The organism is Enterococcus sp. 1001283B150225_161107_E12 (assembly GCF_015556925.1).
Taxonomy (GTDB): domain Bacteria; phylum Bacillota; class Bacilli; order Lactobacillales; family Enterococcaceae; genus Enterococcus_B; species Enterococcus_B mundtii.
The window spans coordinates 12,482-35,666 of record NZ_JADNNI010000020.1 but is presented as its reverse complement, the minus strand read 5'-3'; the positions used below and the strand labels follow the sequence as shown (position 1 = coordinate 35,666).

Annotated in this window: 20 protein-coding genes and 1 riboswitch; of the genes, 6 read left to right on the top strand and 14 right to left on the bottom strand. The window is 39.8% G+C overall.

Features of this window, described 5'->3' with window-relative positions; all coding sequences use genetic code 11:
- Positions 1-225: 225 nt before the first annotated feature.
- From I2F89_RS13320 to I2F89_RS13305, 4 genes are all read right to left on the bottom strand, one after another.
- Positions 226-1,659 (bottom strand): hypothetical protein, encoded by a 1,434-nt coding sequence (locus I2F89_RS13320; RefSeq protein ID WP_071866105.1) that lies wholly within the window; start codon positions 1,657-1,659, stop codon positions 226-228.
- Between the two features lie 151 nt (positions 1,660-1,810).
- Positions 1,811-2,338: a transcription repressor NadR gene (locus I2F89_RS13315; protein WP_071866104.1), complete on the bottom strand. Its 528-nt coding sequence runs from the start codon at positions 2,336-2,338 to the stop codon at positions 1,811-1,813.
- 4 nt (positions 2,339-2,342) lie between these two features.
- A complete protein-coding gene (locus I2F89_RS13310; RefSeq protein ID WP_086335322.1) occupies positions 2,343-3,179 on the bottom strand; it encodes a chorismate mutase in 837 nt (278 codons plus the stop codon).
- Positions 3,176-3,892 carry an NAD-dependent protein deacylase gene (locus I2F89_RS13305; protein ID WP_195514490.1) on the bottom strand — a complete coding sequence of 239 codons (717 nt, stop codon included), beginning with the start codon at positions 3,890-3,892 and terminating at the stop codon, positions 3,176-3,178. The genes I2F89_RS13310 and I2F89_RS13305 overlap by 4 nt, the downstream gene beginning before the upstream one ends.
- Positions 3,893-4,068: 176 nt before the next feature.
- On the opposite strand from I2F89_RS13305, the gene I2F89_RS13300 reads away from it, so the two are divergent.
- From I2F89_RS13300 to brnQ, 4 genes are all read left to right on the top strand, one after another.
- A complete protein-coding gene (locus tag I2F89_RS13300) occupies positions 4,069-4,365 on the top strand; it encodes a hypothetical protein (RefSeq protein WP_071866101.1) in 297 nt (98 codons plus the stop codon).
- Positions 4,366-4,644: 279 nt separating this feature from the next.
- Positions 4,645-4,819, top strand: a riboswitch (Lysine riboswitch).
- Positions 4,820-5,031: 212 nt separating this feature from the next.
- A complete protein-coding gene (locus I2F89_RS13295; protein WP_074800068.1) occupies positions 5,032-6,627 on the top strand; it encodes an ABC transporter permease subunit in 1,596 nt (531 codons plus the stop codon).
- Positions 6,628-6,639: 12 nt separating this feature from the next.
- Positions 6,640-7,380 (top strand): amino acid ABC transporter ATP-binding protein, encoded by a 741-nt coding sequence (locus I2F89_RS13290; protein WP_010734385.1) that lies wholly within the window; start codon positions 6,640-6,642, stop codon positions 7,378-7,380.
- Positions 7,381-7,761: 381 nt separating this feature from the next.
- Positions 7,762-9,126, top strand: coding sequence for a branched-chain amino acid transport system II carrier protein (brnQ, locus tag I2F89_RS13285; RefSeq protein WP_071866097.1), 1,365 nt, complete (start codon positions 7,762-7,764; stop codon positions 9,124-9,126).
- Positions 9,127-9,421: 295 nt separating this feature from the next.
- Here the strand turns inward: brnQ and I2F89_RS13280 are convergent, their stop codons facing one another.
- The 6 genes from I2F89_RS13280 to treP all read right to left on the bottom strand — a co-directional run bounded on the left by I2F89_RS13280 (position 9,422) and on the right by treP (position 14,844).
- Positions 9,422-9,796, bottom strand: a complete 375-nt coding sequence (locus I2F89_RS13280; protein ID WP_019724219.1) for a hypothetical protein — start codon at positions 9,794-9,796, stop codon at positions 9,422-9,424.
- Positions 9,797-9,927: 131 nt separating this feature from the next.
- Positions 9,928-10,398 carry a low molecular weight protein-tyrosine-phosphatase gene (locus tag I2F89_RS13275; protein WP_195514489.1) on the bottom strand — a complete coding sequence of 157 codons (471 nt, stop codon included), beginning with the start codon at positions 10,396-10,398 and terminating at the stop codon, positions 9,928-9,930.
- A gap of 47 nt (positions 10,399-10,445) precedes the next feature.
- Complete coding sequence (locus tag I2F89_RS13270; protein ID WP_229078138.1) at positions 10,446-11,048, bottom strand: TetR/AcrR family transcriptional regulator; 603 nt, start codon at positions 11,046-11,048, stop codon at positions 10,446-10,448.
- 48 nt (positions 11,049-11,096) lie between these two features.
- Complete coding sequence (gene ruvB, locus I2F89_RS13265) at positions 11,097-12,098, bottom strand: Holliday junction branch migration DNA helicase RuvB (protein ID WP_071866094.1); 1,002 nt, start codon at positions 12,096-12,098, stop codon at positions 11,097-11,099.
- Positions 12,099-12,110: 12 nt separating this feature from the next.
- Positions 12,111-12,713 (bottom strand): Holliday junction branch migration protein RuvA, encoded by a 603-nt coding sequence (gene ruvA, locus I2F89_RS13260; protein ID WP_071866093.1) that lies wholly within the window; start codon positions 12,711-12,713, stop codon positions 12,111-12,113.
- 151 nt (positions 12,714-12,864) lie between these two features.
- The gene (gene treP / locus I2F89_RS13255) at positions 12,865-14,844 is read right to left on the bottom strand and encodes a PTS system trehalose-specific EIIBC component (RefSeq protein ID WP_071866092.1); all 1,980 of its coding nucleotides are present in this window, start codon (positions 14,842-14,844) and stop codon (positions 12,865-12,867) included.
- Positions 14,845-15,076: 232 nt separating this feature from the next.
- Here treP and treR point away from each other — a divergent pair, with 232 nt between their 5' ends.
- Entirely contained in the window at positions 15,077-15,790 is a 714-nt protein-coding gene (gene treR / locus I2F89_RS13250; RefSeq protein ID WP_071866091.1) for a trehalose operon repressor, read from the top strand.
- Positions 15,791-16,179: 389 nt separating this feature from the next.
- Positions 16,180-16,626, top strand: a complete 447-nt coding sequence (gene msrB / locus I2F89_RS13245; protein WP_010734395.1) for a peptide-methionine (R)-S-oxide reductase MsrB — start codon at positions 16,180-16,182, stop codon at positions 16,624-16,626.
- A 123-nt stretch (positions 16,627-16,749) separates the two neighbouring features.
- On the opposite strand, the gene I2F89_RS13240 is transcribed toward msrB, so the two are convergent.
- The 4 genes from I2F89_RS13240 to mutS form a co-directional block, all read right to left on the bottom strand.
- Entirely contained in the window at positions 16,750-17,694 is a 945-nt protein-coding gene (locus I2F89_RS13240; protein WP_195514501.1) for a tocopherol cyclase family protein, read from the bottom strand.
- Between the two features lie 174 nt (positions 17,695-17,868).
- On the bottom strand, positions 17,869-18,435 hold the full coding sequence (locus I2F89_RS13235) for a Maf family protein (RefSeq protein WP_195514488.1): 567 nt from the start codon (positions 18,433-18,435) through the stop codon (positions 17,869-17,871).
- A 28-nt stretch (positions 18,436-18,463) separates the two neighbouring features.
- Complete coding sequence (gene mutL, locus I2F89_RS13230; RefSeq protein WP_071866088.1) at positions 18,464-20,572, bottom strand: DNA mismatch repair endonuclease MutL; 2,109 nt, start codon at positions 20,570-20,572, stop codon at positions 18,464-18,466.
- Between the two features lie 17 nt (positions 20,573-20,589).
- Positions 20,590-23,178: a DNA mismatch repair protein MutS gene (gene mutS / locus I2F89_RS13225; RefSeq protein ID WP_373865789.1), complete on the bottom strand. Its 2,589-nt coding sequence runs from the start codon at positions 23,176-23,178 to the stop codon at positions 20,590-20,592.
- Positions 23,179-23,185 lie beyond the last annotated feature (7 nt).

Sequence of the window (23,185 nt, the reverse complement as noted above, 5' to 3'; positions counted from 1 at the left end):
CTTGATCCTCACGAATCATTTGAATATATGTTGAGAATAATAATTGATAGTCTTTATTTAAACCAAAATGATTGATATTTTCTTGTAGTGATAAAGATAAAGCTAATATATCTAATTTTTTTCTGAATTCGTTCATTGTTTGATCTATCATAGTTGACCTCCCAATCGTCTTATTTTTTATCTATTCGTCTCAATGGTGTGTCAGTATGTATTTTTATGATTCAGTCAGCGACAATGTTCCATCTGTCTGATTCTTTGTTTACTTTGCGATTGGCTATTCGTCTTTGCGTAGGTTTTCAACTGTTTAAATTCTTTTTTATCACTAAGCGTATACCCTTCTGGTTGTGCCATGCTCTTTGACTTAGGCTGATAGGTTGCCCAAAATTCAGGATCAGATTCCCAAGGTGGAGAAACAAATTTTTTCTTTTCAATAAAAACGACTCGCTGCTTAAACCGTTCCCAGTTTCGATACATATAGCGTAGTTCACTTCCAGTAATGCCGGGGACTTTTTTTACTACTCTTAGGTCACAAAGTTCGTCTAATAGAAAGACTATTGTGACATGTTGAGACAACAAAGTGAGTTCTATCCCTATTTTACAGCCTTTTTTTATGAAGTGTTGCTTGATCTCTGGACGATCAAATTGGGTATCGTCTTCTGAAATGACCTCTTTAAAGATGTTTTTCAATTGAAATTTTTCAATCGTTTGTGTGACATGATAATATGTTTCCCACAATGGTAAATAGCGTTCCTTTTCGGGGAGGTAATCAATCCAATGACTAAAAAATTCGTCTCTACTTTTTTCTGTAGGACAATGTTTTATATGTTCAAAAATACTTTCCATTAAAATATCATTATACTTATCGATATTAAAATCATTTATGTCCTTATATTGGAAATGTTTTAGCAAAACTTGATCTTCATAGTTAAAGTGGATACGTGCTACCCGTAATCCGTAGATTAGAAGATGGCTCTCTGACGGGGAAATAGCCGATGATTTTCTCAAATCATTTTCCACACAATTTCTCCATAATCTAGCATTTCTTTCCCAAGGAGCTGCGACGATTTGTCCATGCTCCCAAAAGACAATTGATGCTTTGAGCTTATCTTTTTCATGGTATAAACTGCGTAACGTAAAATCTTTATATCTATTTTGCTTCCCTTGGATCGTCGTTACAAAATCCCCATCATAAGAATCTAAAGGTATCCAGATGATAAGATCACTTCGTTTTTTTGCAACTTCAATCATTAATAATTCTGTTTTTTTTAACAATTGTATTCGTAGACTATAAGTTAAAGTATCTTTCATTGAGTGATTGGCAAATTGTCCTGTTTCCTTGTATTGTTGATACTCCTCAAGAAACGGCTCCGAGTAGATCCTGTGTAATTGAAACCTTGGGTCCTCCATCATGATGGCTTGAATATCTTCCCAGAGTGGATATTTGCTGCCTTCTTTTATTTGGTCAATCAACTCTTTGGGTTGAAGAGAGAAATTCTCAAAAGGTTGTTGAATGAGATAGTCGACTAACTCTTCCATATAAACCAATGGGTCATACGGATTTGTTTTTTTCCTGAGTTCTCTATCATTCAACTGTTGTTCCAAATTGCTTTCAGCTGCTCCAAAGCAAAGAATTGTTTTTTGATTTGTTCCTCGAAGCATTTTTCTCCCTCTTTCAATAAAAGTATTTGTAGCATTTCTGTTCAGTATAGTTAAAGTTTTGCCATAGCATAAATCAATTATTTTATAAATAAAGAAAAAATGAGATGGAGATAGAAGTAAAAACACTCCTATCTCCATCTCATAAAGTAAATTATTGGTTCCCTTCGAACAAGATGCCTGCTTCTGCCAAGCTTTGTTTGATTTGCTGCAATACTTCCTTATGTGAGTAACGGATCGTATGCAGATGGATCCCATCCGTTAATTCAGACAATAACGAAGCTTGGCTTTTCCGATAACGTTTCATAAATGAGCGAACATCTTCTACTGTCTTGATATGAAGCATCCCTGTCAGTTCGCCATACAAGGGATGCTCAACGATGACGTCTAGTATCTCGCCACCATGAGCAACGATCAACTGTAGTTCTTCCTCTGTTTGTTCTCTCTGATGTTGTACCGCGATTTTACTGATGAACCCATTTTTGTCTTGTTCATCTTCCAAAAGATATCCTCTGGCCGTCGCCACGATCGCTTCTCCTGCCGCTCGTAGCAACGCAATGTCTCCTACAATGATTTGGCGGCTGACACCAAAACGAGTAGCAAACTTACTGGCACTGACAGGTTTCTCTGCATCAACTAGCGTTTCAATGATTTCTTTTCGGCGAGTTTCTCCTTCAATCATTTATCTACTCCATTCGTTTATTTTGATAGTTTCGTGAGTGCTTCATGATATCTGCATAAGTAGCTAAGATCGTCTCACTGTATTCTGGTGTTTTCAACCAACTAGCAACTTTATCCAACACTTGTTGTTCTCTTTTTTTATCATAAACTGCTTGGTTAGTTGTTCGTTTGACGTCACCGATCTTCGTGACCGTAGCCATTCTTTTTTCAAGTAGTTCTACTAATTGGTGATCGATTTGATCAATCGATTGTCTCAACTCCTCCAATGACTCTTCAGGCATTGGTTCATCGATTCGTTTGATGATCCGTGCCGGATTCCCTGCGATCACTACATTATCTGGGAATGATTTGGTTACGACTGCTCCCGCCCCGACAACGACATTGTCTCCTAAAGTCACTCCAGGGGTGATGATCACTCCACCACCTAGCCACACATTATTGCCGATCTCGATTGGTTTAGCGAACTCTAACCCGCTATTTCGTTTCACTGGATGTAGCGGATGTGTGGCAGTATAAAGCTGGACATTAGGGGCAAACATGCAGTTATCGCCAATTTTGATCGTACTAACATCTAAGAATGTACAATTAAAGTTCGCATAAAAATTCTCACCTACGTAAATATTATAGCCGTAATCAAAATTGATCGTCGGTTCCATATAAATCTTTTCGCCGGTAGCGCCAAACGTTTCTTTAAGTAATTGACTGCGAAGTTCACTTGTTTCCGCTTGGTTGATGATCTGGCTTTGACTTCGAGCAAATTTTCTATCGGCTGATAATTCTGGATCACCCGCAAAATAAAGTTCGCCTGCAATCATTTTTTCTTTTTCTGTTTTAGCTGTCATTTTACACTCTCCTGTACTTTTTTGAACACCTTCGTTCCATCTGTTTGGACAAATCGATACGCCTCTGATAGATAGACAGGGGTCTGATTGATGACTAACAGCTTCGCTTGTGGTGAGCGAAACTGGATCAAATCACAAAAGGGATGGACTTGAAAACTTGTCCCTACGATCACGATCAAGTCGGCCTGACTTACAGCAAAAGCTGCTTGCTCTAATACTTCATCTTGGAACCCTTCTCCATATAACACAATATCTGGGCGAATCTGACCACCACATAGTTGATGCTTGTCACTGCTGAGATAATCTTGCCAGTCAACAGCTTGATGGCAGTTTCGACAATAACAATGATACAGAGTCCCATGAAAATTAACTAGTTTTTTACTTCCAGCTTTTTCATGTAACCCATCGATATTTTGTGAAACGACCCATACCTCTTTTTCTTTAGCCAACTCTACGATTTCTCGATGGATGATATTCGGGCGTGCTTCGGGATGATAAAGATGTTTGAGAAACGAATAAAATTTTTGTGGTTCTTCCTCCATCGCTTGATGACTCAATAAATATTCTGGGCGATCCATCCCTTGATAAACACCTGTTAGTGAACGGTAATCGGGTATTCCAGAAGGTGTGGACACACCTGCCCCTGTTAGAAAGGTCAGTTTTTGACTTTCAATCATCGTTGTCGCTGCTTCTTCAATTGTTTGTTCCAACATTTATCACTCACCTCTCTTCTATTATAATCGAAATAAAATGAAACATACCCTCAATCGAATGAAAATTCAGAGATTTTTTTTGAGAAAATACTCACAAACATCACTGACAAAACAATGAAAACGTGCTACAATACCAATGATCTGTATATTTTGAGTATGAAATGAGGTGAATCAATATGGTTGCATTCTTAATTTATTGGGGCGTTATTTTAGCATGTATCGCTTGGTTAGCATTAAGTATTTATTTCTCTATCTTCTATTTAGCACGTAAAGAAAATGGAAATCTATGGGCGTTTGCCTTTTTCAATGTATTGGCAGCAATTGTTCTAGCAATTACATTAGTTGTTTATCGCACATGGGGCTGGGGGATCACACAATACTCTAGTTTGATCTATCTCGTTTTAGCTATTTATGGAGTAACAGTTATTTTACAAGCCATTCTTGGTCGTGAACCTAAGAAAGCTACAGCTTAAAATACTTTTAGATAAAATTAGATAAAAAAGGAAACAGACTGCGTGATTTTGCAGTCTGTTTTTCGTTATTTTACTATCATTTAAGTTTTGCATAAAATGTATAATTATTCTTTTTTTGAAAACATTCTCTTTTCCTTTTTTCATGAAAGAAATTAAATAAACAGTATATTTCTTTATTTATCAACTTTTTTCTGCAAAAATGTAGTTTCTCATTGACAAAGTGGCTACTCTATCGTAGACTATTTTTTGTATAAATAACTGAATACGAGATGCCTCAATCAATGAGGTAGAGGTCGCGAGAATCATTAAACCTGTGGAGTGAAGCAAACATGTGGAAGCAGGGCTAGGGAGGATCGCCGAAATGTACTTTTTTTTGCTTAAAAAGTATGTTGGGACGTAAGTTAACAGCTTACGGACTGTCTTAGCAGTGATGCTAAGTTGCGCTATGTTTTGTGAGAGGTTTATCACTCTGTGAAATTTAGCGGCCCTTTTGTACCTACAAAGCGGTCGTTTTTTATTTCTCCTTGATAAGCAACTGCAATGCATGTATTCGACCACTCGTGTCAAGGCGCTTTGGTTATCAGCCAAAGAAGCTGAGCGAACGTTGGTCTTATCAGTATATGCCTGAAGGACCACGTACGTGAACAAACAAAAAGGAGAAGACAGATGAAAAAAAATTCAGTTACACTCACTCTAATTTTTACGTTTATTCTATCGATCTTTAGCTTGACCACTTTGGTTAATGCAGATGATAAAACCCCGAGCGATCAATTTCGTGTCGGAATGGAAGCTGGTTATGCGCCCTTTAACTGGTCTCAACAAACAGATGCAAACAATGCCTATCCAATTCAAGGCCAAAATAGCTTTGCTGGCGGATATGATGTACAAATTGCCAAAAAGGTAGCCGAAGGTTTAGGTAAAGAACTAGTCATTGTCCAAACGAAATGGGACGGTTTACCGCCTGCCCTTCAATCTGGAAAGATCGATGCCATCATTGCCGGCATGAGTCCGACGGCTGAACGCCAAAAAGAAATCGACTTTACTGATCCATACTATGAATCAGAACTTGTGATCGTCGTACAAAAAGATGGTAAGTTTGCGAATGCGACTAGCTTAGAAGATCTTTCTGGCGCAAAAATCACTGCACAATTGAATACATTCCACTATAATGTGATCGATCAGATCCCAGGAGTGGACAAGCAACAAGCAATGGATAACTTTTCAGCCATGCGAACAGCACTAGCTTCTGGCATGATCGACGGTTACGTCAGCGAACGTCCAGAAGGGGTAACAGCCACAAGCGTCAACCCAGCCTTGAAAATGCTCGAACTAGATGAAGCAAATGGCTTTCAAACAAATCCCGAAGATGTCCAAATCGCTGTAGGAATGCGCAAAGGTGATCCTGATCTCCAACAAGTCAACCAAATATTAAGCGGCATTTCTCATGATGATCGCATTGCCATCATGGACCAAGCCATTGAAGACCAACCTGCGTCAACGGATGGAGATGCAGAAGAAACTGGCTTGCTCCAAGATTTCAAGACGATTTGGGATCAATATGGCAACATGTTCTTACGCGGAGCTGGTTTGACACTGTTTATCGCATTGATCGGTACAGTTGTAGGAACGACATTAGGTTTATTGATTGGCGTCTTTCGCTCAATTCCAGAATCTGATAATAAAGTGACACGCTTCTTCCAAAAAGTTGCTAATTTCTTGTTATCTGTTTATATCGAAGTCTTCCGTGGTACACCAATGATGGTTCAAGCCATGGTCATCTTCTATGGATTGGCTCTAGCCTTTGGTATTTCTCTGGATCGCACGATTGCTGCGTTGTTCATCGTTTCGATCAACACTGGTGCGTATATGACTGAGATCGTACGTGGTGGGATTTTTGCAGTAGATGGCGGACAATTTGAGGCCGCCCAAGCGATCGGCATGACCCACAGTCAAACGATGCGTAAAGTAGTGATTCCGCAAGTATTGAGAAATATTTTGCCGGCTACTGGAAATGAGTTTGTCATCAATATCAAAGACACCGCCGTATTAAGTGTCATTGGTGTAGCAGATTTATTCTTCCAAGGAAACTCCGCATCTGGTGCAAACTTCCAATTCTTCCAAACATTCACGATCGTTGGGATTATCTACTTGATCATGACCTTCACGATCACAAGAATCCTACGTGTGATTGAGAAGAAAATCGACGGACCTACTGCGTATACAAAAATTGAAGAAGTCAACAACGCGAACCTACAGGAATAAGGAGGCAGTCCTATGAGTGAGAATATCATCGAAATCAATCATTTAAGTAAAAAATTCGGCGACAATGAAGTGCTGAAAGATATTAGCATGACCGTCAATAAAGGGGAAGTCGTGACCATCATCGGTTCCTCTGGTTCAGGTAAATCAACATTCTTACGTTGTATCAATTTACTAGAAAAACCATCGGGCGGCGAGATCATTTACAACAACGAAAACGTCTTAGCACCAAAATATAATTTACCAAAATATCGGACAAATGTCGGTATGGTTTTCCAATCCTTCAATCTTTTCAATAATATGAATGTTTTAGAAAACTGTATTTCTGGACAAACCACTGTCTTAAAACGAGAGAAAGAGCATGCCCGTAAAGTAGCAATCGAAAACTTAGAAAAAGTCGGTATGAGACAATACATCGAAGCTCGCCCTTCTCAACTATCTGGTGGTCAAAAACAACGGGTCGCTATCGCTCGTGCTCTATCAATGAACCCTGATGTGATGCTCTTCGATGAGCCAACTTCTGCCCTTGATCCTGAAATGGTCGGTGAAGTTTTGAATACGATCAAAGATCTAGCCCATACTGGACTGACAATGATCATCGTAACCCATGAAATGGAATTTGCGAAAGAGGTATCTGACCGAGTGATCTTCATGGATAAAGGTGTGATCGCGGAAGAAGGAAGTCCTGAAGATATCTTCGTTCATCCAAAAGAAACACGTACGAAAGAGTTCTTGTCACGCATTTTGAATAACTAATAAAGTATCAAATCACCCTTAGTATTCAAACTACCGCAACTTGATTGAGCAAGGTCACCCTACTCAAAAAGTTGCGGTTCTTCTTTTTATTCAATGTTTTTGTTCCGATTGCTTTATCGGTTGAACTTTTGCACAACCTCACGTAACATGTGGTTGTGAGAAACCACTTCAATTAAGAAGATTCAGGTAATGGAGTGATCTTTTGACTAACATTTTTTCGAGGCAGAGAAAACACGCTACTTATTCCTCTCACAGGGTTAGCAGTCGTTTCGTCAATGTGTAGCATCATTCTAGAGAATTCGATAATTTTCAGAAAATTGTTGCAATTCATCACATAATTTGTTACTTTTAACAAAATACAAAAAAGTAAAGGAGTTTTCTATGTCAAAAAAATTATCATTCAAAGAAAATCTATTCATCGGTTCCATGCTATTTGGCCTATTTTTTGGAGCTGGTAATCTTATATTTCCTGTCCATATGGGGCAAGAAGCTGGTGCGGATATCTTCTGGGCAAATCTTGGCTTTTTAGTTACAGGGATCGGTTTACCATTCTTAGGTGTCATTGCGATCGGTGTTTCAAAGACCTCTGGTGTCTACGAATTAGCACAACGGATCAATAAAACTTATGCACTTATTTTTACTGTCTTACTTTATTTAGTCATTGGTCCATTTTTTGCCTTACCACGTTTGGCAACTACTTCTTTTGAAATTGGCTTAGCACCTTTTATTCCAGCAGAAAATCAAACATTATTTTTAGCTATTTTTAGTTTCTTATTCTTTTTAGCTGCTTGGTGGTTATCCAAACGTCCAACTAAAATATTGGATTATGTTGGTAAATTTTTGAATCCCGCATTTTTAGTATTACTAGGCATCTTGCTATTACTTGCTTTTATCAACCCACTTGGCTCAGTGGCGGATGCGCCTGTACAACCTCACTACCAAAACCAAGCATTCTTCACTGGTTTTACACAAGGATACAATACGTTGGATGCGTTAGCTGCCTTAGCTTTTGGGATCATTATCGTCACGACGATTCGTGGCATGGGTGTCACAAAGCCTTCTGATATTGCAAGAGATACGATCAAATCAGGCGCGATCAGCATCGTGTTGATGGGGATCATCTATACCCTACTTTCTTATGCAGGAACAATGAGTCTAGGAACATTTCCTATGAGTGCGAATGGTGGTATCGCCTTGGCTCAAATCGCTGATCACTATTTAGGAACTTACGGGAGTATCCTATTAGCCTTTATCGTGATTCTTGCTTGTTTAAAAACAGGTATCGGACTGATTACTGCATTCGCAGAAACATTCACTGAATTGTTTCCTAAAAGAAGCTATCTATTCTTTGTAACAGGAACAAGTTTATTGGCATGTTTAGTTGCAAACGTGGGCTTGACGAATATTATTCAGATCTCTTTACCGGTCTTGATGTTTATTTATCCGTTGGCAATGACCTTGATCTTACTTGTCTTGTTTGGCCCATTGTTTAAACAACGTACTTCTGTTTATCGAATGACCACTTATTTCACATTACTCGCTTCCATCGTAGATGGACTGAATGCTTGTCCTGATTCAATCAAGCAAACAAGTGTCGTCAAAGGCATTTTAACATTCGCTGATTCCTATCTCCCATTCTTCTCATTAGGAATGGGCTGGATCACACCAGCATTGATTGGCTTTATCATCGGATTACTCTGGAGTTTCTTCAAAAATGAAAAAAAACCTGACTTGATTGTTAGCTAACAAAAAAAAGAGATGTTTAACTTTTTGTATAAAAAAATTAACAACTTTGGTAAACTTTCGTCACAAAATATTCACAACTCACCTTTAATATATAAGTATACCAACAAACAACCCTAACAACACTTTTTCATTTTTAACTCCTTTCCTGCTAGCTCCCCGGCTAGCAGGTCCTTTTTTTATTTATACATATACCACACATCAAGTTCTTTGAGAATCTTTAGATCCTCTCTCTCTAGTAAGAAAAACATATAAAAAAGCTATGAAAAAGCAATCTACTTTTTCATAGCTTTTATTCTTATTTAGATAATCGCTCTTGGTCTCCCGTAGGTGACAGACTAGTGATTTTTTCGATTTGTTCAATTGGGACGATTCGGATTTGTTGCTCTTGATTTTGCAAGCGAATCATCACTCGGTCATGTTCAACTGTTTTCGTTGCTACCCAACCGGAAAAGGTTTCGTACTTATTGCTTAGTGGATTCTCGCGCACTTGTAGAATCACTAAACTATTCTGAGCTGCAGCTTTTTGGAGTTCAAGAATGAACTCCCCTTGTAACCGTACATTCTCAGCTTTTTCTTCTGTGTCATTCACAAATGAATCAAAAAGTTGAAACGAAGTATTAGTCACTAACTTTGTCAGTTTCTTCATTGGTGATACTGTTTCTTCATCCATTGAATGTACCCCTCCCCTAGCCAAGAATATGTTACTTAATTACTCCTATTTTATCCAATTTTTCTTAAAAAAACAAGAATATAGTTTATTTTATACCAACTTTTACCTAAAACCGCCAAACAATACACGTGTTATTTTAAGTCGTTTTTCATCCATAATTCAAGCCATTTTTCTAAGCCTTCATTGATCAATCGATAGGTTTCTTCAAAGTTATTCGTGTAATATGGATCAGGTACATTTTGTACTTTTTTGCCAATGACTGGACTCAAAAATAGTTGGATTTTCTCTTGCGCTTCAATCGGCGCAAGTTGCTTTAAGTCAGCCACATTTGACTGATCCATACCGATGATCCAATCAAATTTTTGGAAGTCTTCTTGACGTATTTGGCGAGCAATCATTTCTTGCGTATCAACATGTTCTTTTGCCAAGATTGCTTGTGTACCTGGATGAGGGGCACTACCTACCTCATAGGTACTTGTTGCAGCTGAATCAATGACGAAGGAATCCATCAGATCCTGTTCTGCTACTTTCTTTTTTAATAACCCTTCTGCCATAGGTGAACGACAAATGTTTCCTAAACAAACAAATAATACTTTCGTCATAGCATTCTCTCCTTTTGTATTCCTATTTTGGAATCAATGAAAAAAGGTCATTCGTCTTTTATTTCCTGTTCTTCTTCCAATGCGTACAACCGATACGAATACAATTCAGTATCTTTGGCTAAACGAAAGAACTGCATTGCAACTTCTAAGGGTGTTTCTGTATAACCTTGTGTGATCCAATTGACTAAGACTCCACTACAGCCATAAGAGAAAAAACGAGCATAAAATAATTTATCTTTGGAAGTTAGTTGTTTTTCTTCATCCATTTGCTCAAAGATTTTAATAAATGAGGGTTGGATCAACGCAGAAAATTGCTTTTGCAGAATCTCCTGTTCTGAACTAACGGTACTTGAATAGAACTGTTTATTTTCGGCAATGGCTTTTAACATCAGCAAGGCTTGCTCTTCCCAATTGTCGAGAGAAAGTGATTCTGTTTTTAGGTAATGTAACGAATCTTCATAGTACACCCAACACAATAAATCATACTTATCGGTGAAATGATAATAAAATGTTTGTCGGTTGATGCCTGCTTCTTGTGCGATCTGTTGCACACTGATTTTACGAAAAGGCTGTGTTTCGCAAAGCGACACCAAGACTTTTTTGATCATTTGTTTCGTATGTGACGCCTCTCCCACAATGATCCCTCCCATCTCTTCAATCAATATTCTACTATTTGCTCTTTCAATAGAAAAGAGTGATCACACTTGGTAGTCATAGCCAAAGTGTTCATACGCATAGGCGGTAGCGATCCGACCACGAGGAGTCCGTTTCAAAAAGCCTTTTTGGATCAAAAAAGGTTCATACATATCTTCGACTGTTTCTCGCTCTTCTCCAATATTAACGGATAATGTGCTTAGACCTACTGGGCCCCCACCATACAGTTCGATCATCGTACGTAGCAATTTCTGATCGACATAATCCAATCCCGCTTGATCGACCTGTAAGAGTGTCAATGCGCGGTCAGCAATCAACTGATCGATCTTGCCATCTCCTTGTACTTGGGCAAAGTCACGCACTCGTTTCAATAGACGATTGGCGATCCGCGGAGTACCACGAGAACGTCGTGCGATTTCTAAAGCCCCATCGGTGATGATCTCCGTTTGAAAAATATCGGCAGATCGTAAAACGATTTCTCTTAAATCTTCTTCTTCATAGTATTCCATGTGCGCAATGATTCCAAAACGGTCACGTAAAGGTGCAGACAGCATCCCTGCTCGAGTCGTTGCACCGATCAACGTGAAAGGTGGTAACGGAAAATGAACGGGGTGAGCGGTCGGCCCTTGTCCTACCATGATATCTACATAGAAATCTTCCATCGCCGAATAAAGCATTTCTTCTGCCACGCGAGGTAAGCGATGGATCTCATCAATAAACAAGACATCCCCTGCTTCTAGTTCATTCAAAATTGCTACCAGATCTCCTGGTCGCTCGATGGCTGGTCCACTTGTCGTACGGATATTAACTTGCATCTCATTTGCAATGACCATAGCCATCGTTGTTTTCCCCAAACCTGGAGGACCGTATAACAAGACGTGATCTAGCGGTTCTTCACGATTACGTGCCGCTTCGATGTAGATACTCAATTCTTGTTTTACTTTATGTTGACCGATATATTGCGCAAGCAATTGAGGGCGTAAAGATTTTTCTAAACTCAATTCATTCTCACCGGGTTCTGGTGAGAGAAGATATTCATCTGTCATCAAGAATCCTCCTTACTTTTTCATCATCAATTTCAATGCTTGCCTTAGATACTCATCCGTTGTCTGATTGTCGATTTCTTTTAGTTGTTTCTCTACTCGTTTGATTTCACGCTCACTGTAGCCGAGAGCGGCTAAAGCTTCCATTGCCTCTGACAAGGCACTTGCATCTTGCACCGTTGCTTCATCAAATAAAGAAAATGGCGTATCGATACTCAACTCGCCAAACTTGCCTTTTAGATCCAAGATCATTTGTTGTGCTGTTTTTTTACCTACACCTGGGAACTTCGTCAAGTAAGTGACATCGCCAGTTTCCACCGCTTGGATCAAGCCGGAATGATCATCACTCGCCATGATCGCTAATGCACTTTTCGGTCCGATCCCTGAAACACTGACTAATCGTAAAAACAATTGTTTCTCTTCGAGTGAATCAAACCCATATAGTAAATGGGCATCTTCACGAATGACTTGATGAACATAGATTTTTACTTCTTTATCTAACTTACTACTATAGCGATAAGGGTTACCTAACGCAATTTGATAGCCCACCCCTTGCGTTTCTACAACGATATAATACGGACTGATAAAAGTCACCATGCCTCTTAGATATTCATACATTGAAATTTCCTCTTTCTTTCGCACACATACGTTCCCATATTTCTATCCATTGTAGCATACTTTGCGATTTAAAAAAAGTGTTCCCAAAAACAGAACTACGAGCTTAGGTCTTTGATAAAGACCCAAACTCGTAGCATATTTTCTCTGTGTATTAGCGATTGATAGAGGCTTGACCAATCATTTCTTCATGTTGTACTTGGCCTGATTTACTTAATGAGAAATCAGCCACTTTGTCCGTATTCGTTAGAACAACTAAGACATCTGTTTGTTTACCTGCTTGTTCAACGGCACTGAGATCCATCTCTGCGAGTTGCGTAGTTGGCGAGACCTGATCGCCCTCTTTCACAAGAACATTGAACGGTGCACCTTTTAATTCAACAGTATCAAGTCCCATATGAACAAGAACTTCCACACCGGCTTCACTCAGAATACCGATTGCATGTTTTGTTTCAAATACACTAGTTACTTTACCATTTACTGGCGAATAGATTTTTTGATTGTCAGGAATGATCGCATAGCCTTCACCCATCATTTTTTGTGAGAAAACTGGATCATTCACTTCTGTAATTGCTTTGATTTGTCCGTCTGCAACGGCGAATAACTCTTCATTGGCAGTGGCTACAGCAGTTGTTCCTGCGGCTTCAAAGTTTTGTGTAGGAATAGATACGCCTTCCGCAGTTTGTAAAACACTTACTTCTTCTGGATTGACTGGATCTAATTTGTTCAAGATCCCTTTACGTCTAAACACTACAGTTAAACCAAATGGTACGATGATTGCGATGATCATTGCAATCGTGAATGGTAACCACGTTTGTGCTTGGATTGCTAAGATTCCTGGCAAGCCACCGACACCAATCGCATTTGCTCGAACATCCATCAAGTTCGCAAACATCCCCGCCACACCAGAACCGATCATTGCAGCTACAAATGGATACACATATTTCAAGTTGATCCCAAACATAGCTGGTTCCGTTACTCCTAGATAACAAGAAATCATCGCTGGAATAGAAACTTGTTCTTCTTTTTTATTGCCGCGATGCAAGAAGATGATTGCAAGTACGGCAGATCCTTGCGCAATATTTGACAATGCGATCATTGGCCATAAATTGGTTGAACCAAAGTCAGCAATCAACTGCATATCGATTGCATTTGTCATATGATGTAATCCCGTAATAACCAGTGGGGCATACAAGAAACCAAATAACGCACTGAATAACCAACTGATTGATGAAGTCAATCCAGTATTCACGATTGATGAAATCCAGTTACCAATTGCCCAACCGACTGGACCTAACACTACATTAGCAGCGATAACTGTTGGTAATAGTGAGAACAGTGGGACAAAAATCATTGAGATCGATTGTGGGATATACTTACGGAAGAAAATCTCTAAATAAGCAAGTAAGAACCCGGCAAGCATCGCTGGAATGACTTGCGCTTGGTAACCAATCATTTGTACTTGTGCAAAGCCAAAGTCCCAAAATGGGATATCTGCAGCGGCAGTTGAGGCGACACTATAGGCATTTAATAATTGCGGTGAAACCAAAGTAATCCCTAAAACAATTCCTAAAATCTGTGTCGTTCCCATTTTCTTTGCAATACTCCAAGTGATCCCTACAGGTAGGAAATGGAAAATCGCTTCCCCAGGTAGCCATAAGAATGAATTAACTCCATTCCAGAATGTCGAACTTTCTGCAATCGTTCCACCTAAACTCTCGAACTGAATGCCTTCCAACACGTTACGGAACCCTAAAATCAATCCCCCAACAATGATTGCTGGAATCAATGGTGTGAAGATTTCAGCTAGAACTGCAATTGCTCGTTGCAATGGATTAAGATTCTGTTTCGCAGCAGCTTTACTTTGTTCTTTTGAAACGCCTTCAACTCCTGATACCGCAACAAAGTCGTTATAAAATGTTGAGACATCGTTCCCGATGATTACTTGGAATTGACCAGCATTGGTAAACATTCCTTTCACACTGTCAATCTCTTCGATCTCAGCTTCATTTGCTTTTGCAGGATCATTTAAAACAAAGCGCATTCGTGTCGCACAATGGCTAACCGCAGAGATATTTTCTTTCCCGCCGACTCCTTTTAACAGCTTCTCGGCATCTGCTTGATATTTCCCCATAACATAAACCCCTTTCATTTGACTTGTTTATACAAGTTACTTTGTACTCACACTATAATGTTTTTCTTAGCAGATTGCAAGCGTTTTATGCCAAAAAGATAAATAATTTGTAATCGTTATTATCCTTGTCGTAGAAACATCTATCTTCTATCCAAGTCCAGTTTGAAATCTACATATAGCTGTAGTATAGTTTATAAGCGAAGAACGAACGATTGCCCAAAGGAGAGGAACGATGAACAAATTCAATGAAATTTTTTTAGACTTAGAAAAGAAAATCTTAGACAAAGAGTATCCTCCTCATACTTTACTACCTAGTGAAAATCAATTGATCAAAATCTATGGTGTTTCACGGGAAACAATTCGTAAAGCACTTAATCTATTGACAACAGAAGGATATATCCAAAAGAAACAAGGAAAAGGATCGATCGTTTTAGACCGTAACCGCTTTGATTTTCCTATTGCTGGATTGACAAGCTATAAAGAGCTTCAAGAAAACCAACATATCCCTAGTGAAACGATCGTGCAAACACTTGAAGAAACAGTAGTCGACAACGAATTACACAAAGTAACTGGCTGGCCAGTCAATACACCTGTCTGGCATTTAGTCCGCCAACGGAAAATCAATGGCGAAGTCGTCATTTTAGATCGAGACTATTTGTTAAAAGAAACCATTCCTACTTTGACCAAGGAACAAGCAGCGAATTCGATTTATGAATACTTTGAAAATGAGCTAGATCTCTCCATTGCCTATGCTCAAAAAGAAATCACCGTCGAACCGATCGATGATAGTATTTCAGAATCAATGGACCTCCACGACGATCCCTATGTCGTAATTGTTCGCGGACTCGTCTATTTAGAGAATACCGAATGCTTCGAATACACCGAATCGATCCACCGCCTCGACAAATTCCGGTTCGTGGAATTTGCACGAAGAAGAAGGTTGTGAGAAAGCCGGATAGCTCCAAGTAATAAGACAAGACCTGAGAAAATAGTTTCCCATATTTTTTCAGGCCTTGTCTTATTATCGTAGGAGTTGGTTTTCGAAGACCGTTTATTAGGTTGTGAGAAAGCCGTTCAGCTCCGAGTAGTAAGACGGAACGTGAGAAAATAGCTTCTCATATTTTTCAAAATTTTTAGCTTAGTGTTGAAGCTCAGCTTTTCGAACACCGTTTATCAAGGTTGTAAGAAAGCCCAGTAGCTCGACGTAATTAGGTAGCAAGTAAGTCCTATTCTTTAAAATTCTGCTAAATCGCTTGGCTATCCCCCTCCTAAAAGCAGATTGTTTGCTTCTATTTCAGATGGCAGTATGATTAGGAGACAAAGGGGGCAGTATCAATGAGTAAACCAACCGACACAAACAAAGAGGACTTAAAAGAAACATTATCTCCGATTTCTTATGCAGTGACACAAGAAAATGCGACAGAACGTCCATTTACTGGAGAATACGACGACTTTTATGAAAAAGGGATCTATGTCGATATCGTTAGCGGCGAACCGCTTTTCAGTTCTGCAGAGAAATATGATGCAGGCTGTGGCTGGCCAGCTTTCAGCCAACCCATCAGCAGAAAAGACGTCAAAGAAAAAGCGGATTTTTCTCATGGGATGCACCGAGTCGAAGTAAGAAGTAATGAAGCCGACTCCCATCTTGGACATGTTTTTAATGATGGACCCGCAGATAAAGGTGGCTTACGCTATTGCATCAACTCTGCTGCCTTGAAGTTTATCCCTTATGAAGAAATGGATGCTGCTGGTTACAGTGAATATAAATCAATTGTCGAATAAGTCGAATGTGATCAAATCACATCGCTACGAAAAATAAGCCTGAACCTCCGGAAATTGTTCTAATTTCTGGAGGTTCAGGCTTATTTTTGAAGGTGCGATAGAACTTTTATATGATCAAGATTCTTAATACTCATGCCCTTGGAGATTGCCCACTTCTTCAAACCCAGCAGCCTTCCCCTTTTGATGAAAGATCTCTTGCTTGTTTTCTCGGACAATCAAGGTCATCTCTGTACTCGCTTTTTCACGGATGATCCGACTCATTTGACCTTGTTGTGGCGCCATCAACGCATGCCCTTCTTTTGCTAACACTTGTATTTCTAGTTCAATATTTTTTTGCTGTATTCGAATGATCAGATGGTCCTCTTCACGGAAAATCTCCGAAGTTTTGGCTCCATCATAGGTGGATAAGCGATATTCTTCTTCACCGACTTGTAAAACCGAAATGATTCCTAAAAAACGGAAACCTAAAAACGGGATCTCAGCTGCGGAAAAGAAAAAACGAGCATCTGAACCAGTAAACTGGTTGCATTGGACCCATAAATAGGTTGCGGGAAATGAACTTCCCCAATCCTTTTCTAAATACCCTATTCCATTTGTAAAATCAATCAATTGACCGTTCCAACTCAACGATCCTTTTAACGAATGCTTCATGCTTAAAATTCCGTGATAGCATTCCATAAAAGATAAATAAGAGAAAGGTCCCATGATACTCGGGGCATAGCGACTCCTTTTTAACGGAGTAAACTCTCCGTAAGAAATCGTTCCTTCGATCGTCAACGAGGGGCTACGTAAAGCTAGTGTGATTCCTTCCTCGCTAAATGTATTTTCACCGATTTTCACAAACAAACGATCTTCGCTTGCCATGAAGACTTCACGATCAAAATGAAAGACTTCCGAGGACTCATGATTGATCACTTGGATAAACGGGCACTTTTCGCCTTGTTCTCCAATGGAGTACCCCGGAATAAATGCGTAGACTTCATCGCCGATTTGATGCTTAAAATACCAACCTTCAAAGAACGGCGCTTTTTTCGTTTCACCATGATAAAACTTATCCGTTGTAATCACCTCGTCCACTCCCTTCAGATAAATTAAGTTTACCATGTTTTTTTATAGCTTCTAGCCGATACGCTTGAATCCAGGTCATGAACTAATATAATTAGAAAAAACACATGATCCGTTTCTTGCTACTCGGATCATGTGTTTTTGATTTTATTCACCTAGATACAGATGTCCGCGATTTTAGGACAAAAGATCTGGCCATTTTTTCAACGCCTGATTGACTGCGCCGATCGGAAAGCCGACAATACTATAGTAATCGCCAGAAATCGACTCTACGAAAGCCCCTGCGTAACTTTGAATGCCGTACGCCCCAGCTTTATCACGGTGATCGCCAGTTGCTAGATAGCGCTCAATCTCTTCATCGGTCAATTCATAAAAAGTGACTGATGCATGGGAAAGGATGCACTCTTTTTGAGTCCCATCAGTTATTACGACGGCTGTGTAGACGTCGTGTGTCGTACCACTGAATTTGCGTAACATCCGTTTTGCCTCATCATCATCCTCTGGTTTGCCAAGGATTTCGTTTCCTAGAACTACGGTAGTATCACTAGCAATAACTAACGTTTCTTCGCTTTCTTTTTGCACAGCCTCCGCTTTTTCTGCTGCCATGCGTTGGACGTATGCAAGCGGGTCCTCATTTGGCTTAGGCGTTTCATCGATATCTGCCGGTTGGATCGAAAATGCTGGCACTAATCTTCCGAGCAATTCTTTTCTTCTAGGCGACTGTGAAGCCAATACTATTTTCATCAAAAACTTCCTTTCCGAATCTCGCGGATCAATGCGGATCTTGGATTCGTTTAAACATTCGTTCCATGTCTGAATTCGTAAAGTGGATCAATACCGGACGACCATGAGGACAGTTGAACGGATTCTCACATTTTGCTAAGTCTTTTAATAAGACCCTCGCTTGTGCTTCGTTCAAGTAGTGATTCGCTTTGATCGAGCGTTTACAGCTCATCATGATTGCTGTGGCTTCTCTGAATTTCTTCACACTCACTTCACCAGTTGTCAATAACATGTCGATCATCCCTTGAATGATCGATTCTTCTTCCCCACTTGGATACCATGTCGGATGCGCTCTTACGATAAAACTATTCTGACCAAATTCTTCCAGATAAATGCCTGCCTCTTCTAATAGTTCTTTCTTCTCTTTTAGCTTGATTGCATCACTATTAGGATAGTCTAAAACAAAAGGAACGAGTAATTCTTGCAAATCATCTGAAACATCGCCGATTTTTTCACGGAAATATTCATATTTGATCCGCTCTTGCGCAGCATGTTGATCAATGATGTATAAGCCTTCATTGCTTTGGGCAAATAGATAGGTCCCATGCATTTGGCCAAAATATTCAAGATGTGGGAAACGTTGTGTTGGTACTTCCTGCTCGACTTTACTGATTGCTTTCTCCAAAATTCGGCTATCGTGACTCATGTCAAACTCGGGATGCAACTTGCTTTCTTCTTGCTCAAAGCTTGATTCTTCCTCTATGCTTTTCTCTTCTACTGATGCTGTTCGTTCTTCTTGTACTGAGTAGTTATCAACAGTGGATAAATGATTTTGCTGAAAGTTATCCACTGGTTTTTCTACAAAGTTATCAACAATTTCACCAGAGTTATCCACCGTTTTTTCCTCTTTTTCTGGATAATTCAGTGTATCTTCAGAAAAAATAGAAGAGTTTTCAACATTTTCCACAGACTTATCAACAGGATAGGTTGATTTTTGTGGATTTTCTTCCACGTAAAATGTACCTGTCTGGCGATCGAAATTTAAACTTTGGGGTTTCTTTGGTGGTTCCTCAAACGCATAAGAAAGATCGATTTCGATTTGTTCCGTTTTAGGTTGATCGGCGATTTTTTTCTTGAAACGTAAATTGTCTGCTGCACTAGGAATCAGATTTTCTTGACTTAGTGCTTGTTGAATCGCTTGTGCAATCAATTCAGTCAATTCTTTTTCCTTCGATAGACGAACTTCTTGCTTCGTTGGATGGACATTCACATCGACAAGCAACGGGTCCATTTTGACTTCTAAAACAGCAATTGGAAAACGACCAACCATCAGTTTAGAACCATAACCTGCCACGATTGCTTTGTTCAAGGAAAAGTTCTTGATAAAACGACCGTTGATGATCGTTGAAAGATAATTACGACTCGCACGAGTGACTTCTGGTAAAGAAATGTAACCAGAAACTTCAAAATCTAGATCTTTTGCTTCAACCTTCAACATTTTTTTCGCTGTCGCCAAACCATAGATTCCGGCAATTGTTTGTTTCAAATCTCCGTTACCAGCTGTTGCTAACATCTTGTTGCCATCATGGACTAAGCGAAAGGCGATGTCGGGATGACTCAACGCTAGTCGATTGACGATATCGCCTATATTCGCCAATTCCGTTTGTAATGTCTTGACGTATTTTAACCGTGCAGGCGTGTTGAAAAACAAATTGCTCACTGTGATTTTCGTTCCTTGTCTCAATGGAGCAGGACGATGTGTCAACACTTCCCCACCTTTTAATTCAAGATAGGTCCCTTGTGTTTCATCTTGATTGGCTGTCTCGATCGTCAATTCAGAGACAGAAGCAATACTAGGAAGAGCTTCCCCTCGGAACCCTAATGTCCGAATGCGGAACAAGTCATCACGGTTATGGATTTTACTCGTTGCGTGACGTTTGAACGCATTTTCAACGTCTTCTGCTAAGATTCCTTCACCGTTATCGATGATTTGGATTTTTCGTAAACCGGCTTCTTCTACGAGAATATCGATTTGAGAGCTATGGGCATCAATGGCATTTTCAACAAGTTCTTTCACCACAGAAGCGGGTCGTTCAACGACTTCTCCTGCGGCGATTTGATTGGCCAAGCGTTCGGATAATTCTTGGATCTTCGCCATCGATCAGCACCTTCTTCCTATAATTGTTTTTGCAGTTCGTACAATTTATTCAACGCATCCATTGGCGTCATTTCTAGTAGGTTCAACTGTTTCAATGCAGCAATGATTTGCGTTTCAGCTTCCGTTACTTCACCAAATAAAGATAGTTGTTGACTCTCTTCATTGACCTGATGGCTTGGTTGGTTGGTTTGTGACTTAGGATAGTCGCTTTTTTTCGTGACAGATGCTTCAAGTGCAGAGACATGGTGTGTCGTTTCTCCTGATTCTAAAAAGGCTAAGATCGCAGAGGCACGTGACAATAATTCATCTGGTAGACCCGCGATTTTAGCTACATGTATCCCGTAGCTTTTATCTGCCGGACCGTCCATCATCTTGTGTAAAAATACCACATCGCCATCTTTTTCGACTGCGCCAACATGAACATTTTTCAATTGCGGCAATTCTGTATCAAGCACCGTCAACTCATGGTAGTGCGTAGAAAACAACGTCTTGGCTTTGACGTGTTGATGAATGTACTCGATGATGGCTTGTGCTAATGCCATTCCATCGTAAGTTGCTGTTCCTCGACCGAGTTCATCAAATAAAATCAAACTGTTCGGCGTCGCATGACGCAACGCTTGGTTGGCTTCCATCATTTCCACCATAAAGGTACTTTGCCCCGCAATCAAATCATCACTTGCACCGATTCGGGTAAAGATCCGATCAAAAATCGGCAGCACTGCTTTTTGCGCCGGAACAAAACAGCCCATCTGAGCCATCAATACCGTCAATGCTAACTGTCGCATATACGTACTTTTACCAGACATATTAGGACCAGTGATCAACAAGATCATTTCTTCTTCCGACATGATCACGCTATTTGGGATATATTCTTGATGCCCTAACACTTTTTCTACCACCGGATGACGTCCTTCTTCGATCACTAGTGTCTTTTGGTTCGTCAATTCTGGACGAACATATTGATAACGCTCACTGATCGTTGCAAAACTTTGTAAGACGTCTACAGTACTCAATGATTTTGCTAAGGTTTGCAATGGCTGGATTGCTTTTTTCACTTCTTCTCTAACAGCTAAAAAGAGTTGGTATTCTAGATCGACTGATTTTTCTTCCGCTTCTAGAATCTGTGTTTCTAATTCTTTTAATTCAGGAGTGATAAATCGTTCTGCATTGGCTAACGTTTGTTTACGTTCATATTTTTCCAGTTCGGCATTCATCAAATTCGCTTTCGTGATTTCAATATAGTAACCAAACACTCGATTAAACCCAACTTTTAAATTTTTGATCCCTGTACTTTGGCGTTCGCGCGCTTCTAATTCTGCTAACCACTGTTTGCCATTTCTCATCGCAGAACGATAGGTGTCTAGCTGTTCATTGAAGCCGTCTTTGATGACGTTTCCTTCAGTGATTTGTAAAGGTGCATCTTCTTGGATCGCTTGTTCGATCAACTCAACTAATGAATCCATTGGCTGCATATCTGTTAATAACTCTGACCATTGTCCTTGATCGATACCTTCGATCAGCCCGCGAATCATCGGTACTTGTTGCAATGATGTTTTTAACTGGATCAAATCTCGACCATTGACGTTACCAAATGCGACACGTCCAGCTAAACGTTCTAAATCATAGACTTTAGTCAACGCACTCTGTAAATCAAGACGTTCAAAATAACTATTGATCAGCGATGCCACCATTTCTTGCCGAGCATTGATCTGATGGGATTGGATCAGCGGACGATCAAGCCATTGTTTGAGCAAACGTCCTCCCATTGCTGTTTTGGTTTCATCTAATAACCATAGAAGTGTGCCGTGTTTTTTTCCAGTACGGATCGACTGGCTTAATTCTAAATTGAATTTAGAATAATAATCCATCTTCAAGAAATGATCTGGTTGGTATTCGACCGCTTTTTGGATATGTGCCAAACTTCTTTTTTGGGTGACTGCTAAATAAGTAAGTAACTTTCCAGTCGCTTCCTTCTCTAATTCATCCGTCAACTCACTCGTTAGAAAATTGAATTCTGCATTTTCTTCTACACTTTCTTGTTTTGAGAAGACTAAGCCAAGTCTTGTGCTTAGTTGTTCATATAACGTTTCACTGATCTCTGTACCTAGAATCAATTCTTTTGTTTGTAACGCAGAGGTTTCGTTCAAGACAGCTTCTTCGTCAAGTAAGCGGGCTGTTTTTAATTCGCCTGTACTCAAATCGGCATAAGCAAACCCAAAAGCGGAACCTTGATTGACCACCGCCGTCAGAAAGTTGTTGTCTTTGGCTGATAATCCTTTACTATCCATCACTGTTCCAGGAGTCACTAATTGCACGACTTCTCGTTTGACCATTCCTTTAGTCGTCTTTGGATCTTCGACTTGTTCACAAATCGCTACTTTGTAGCCTTTTTCGATCAGACTGTCGATATATCCTTGTGCAGAATGATGCGGTACCCCACACATCGGGATTGGATCATCCGCATTACGATTTCGACTAGTTAATGTCAGTTCTAAGATTTGTGCTGCTTTGACAGCATCTTCGTAAAATAATTCATAAAAATCTCCGAGACGATAGAACAAAAAAGCATCTTGGTATTGTGCCTTGATGCTTAGATATTGTTCCATCATTGGA

Excerpts from the sequence above, each read along its gene's own strand:
- I2F89_RS13320 (WP_071866105.1), bottom strand. The coding sequence starts at position 1,659 with ATGCTTCGAGGAACAAATCAAAAAACAATTCTTTGCTTTGGAGCAGCT.
- I2F89_RS13315 (WP_071866104.1), bottom strand. The coding sequence starts at position 2,338 with ATGATTGAAGGAGAAACTCGCCGAAAAGAAATCATTGAAACGCTAGTT.
- I2F89_RS13310 (WP_086335322.1), bottom strand. The coding sequence starts at position 3,179 with ATGACAGCTAAAACAGAAAAAGAAAAAATGATTGCAGGCGAACTTTAT.
- I2F89_RS13305 (WP_195514490.1), bottom strand. The coding sequence starts at position 3,892 with ATGTTGGAACAAACAATTGAAGAAGCAGCGACAACGATGATTGAAAGT.
- I2F89_RS13300 (WP_071866101.1), top strand. The coding sequence starts at position 4,069 with ATGGTTGCATTCTTAATTTATTGGGGCGTTATTTTAGCATGTATCGCT.
- I2F89_RS13295 (WP_074800068.1), top strand. The coding sequence starts at position 5,032 with ATGAAAAAAAATTCAGTTACACTCACTCTAATTTTTACGTTTATTCTA.
- I2F89_RS13290 (WP_010734385.1), top strand. The coding sequence starts at position 6,640 with ATGAGTGAGAATATCATCGAAATCAATCATTTAAGTAAAAAATTCGGC.
- brnQ (WP_071866097.1), top strand. The coding sequence starts at position 7,762 with ATGTCAAAAAAATTATCATTCAAAGAAAATCTATTCATCGGTTCCATG.
- I2F89_RS13280 (WP_019724219.1), bottom strand. The coding sequence starts at position 9,796 with ATGGATGAAGAAACAGTATCACCAATGAAGAAACTGACAAAGTTAGTG.
- I2F89_RS13275 (WP_195514489.1), bottom strand. The coding sequence starts at position 10,398 with ATGACGAAAGTATTATTTGTTTGTTTAGGAAACATTTGTCGTTCACCT.
- I2F89_RS13270 (WP_229078138.1), bottom strand. The coding sequence starts at position 11,048 with ATGGGAGGGATCATTGTGGGAGAGGCGTCACATACGAAACAAATGATC.
- ruvB (WP_071866094.1), bottom strand. The coding sequence starts at position 12,098 with ATGACAGATGAATATCTTCTCTCACCAGAACCCGGTGAGAATGAATTG.
- ruvA (WP_071866093.1), bottom strand. The coding sequence starts at position 12,713 with ATGTATGAATATCTAAGAGGCATGGTGACTTTTATCAGTCCGTATTAT.
- treP (WP_071866092.1), bottom strand. The coding sequence starts at position 14,844 with ATGGGGAAATATCAAGCAGATGCCGAGAAGCTGTTAAAAGGAGTCGGC.
- treR (WP_071866091.1), top strand. The coding sequence starts at position 15,077 with ATGAACAAATTCAATGAAATTTTTTTAGACTTAGAAAAGAAAATCTTA.
- msrB (WP_010734395.1), top strand. The coding sequence starts at position 16,180 with ATGAGTAAACCAACCGACACAAACAAAGAGGACTTAAAAGAAACATTA.
- I2F89_RS13235 (WP_195514488.1), bottom strand. The coding sequence starts at position 18,435 with ATGAAAATAGTATTGGCTTCACAGTCGCCTAGAAGAAAAGAATTGCTC.
- mutL (WP_071866088.1), bottom strand. The coding sequence starts at position 20,572 with ATGGCGAAGATCCAAGAATTATCCGAACGCTTGGCCAATCAAATCGCC.
- mutS (WP_373865789.1), bottom strand. The coding sequence starts at position 23,178 with ATGGAACAATATCTAAGCATCAAGGCACAATACCAAGATGCTTTTTTG.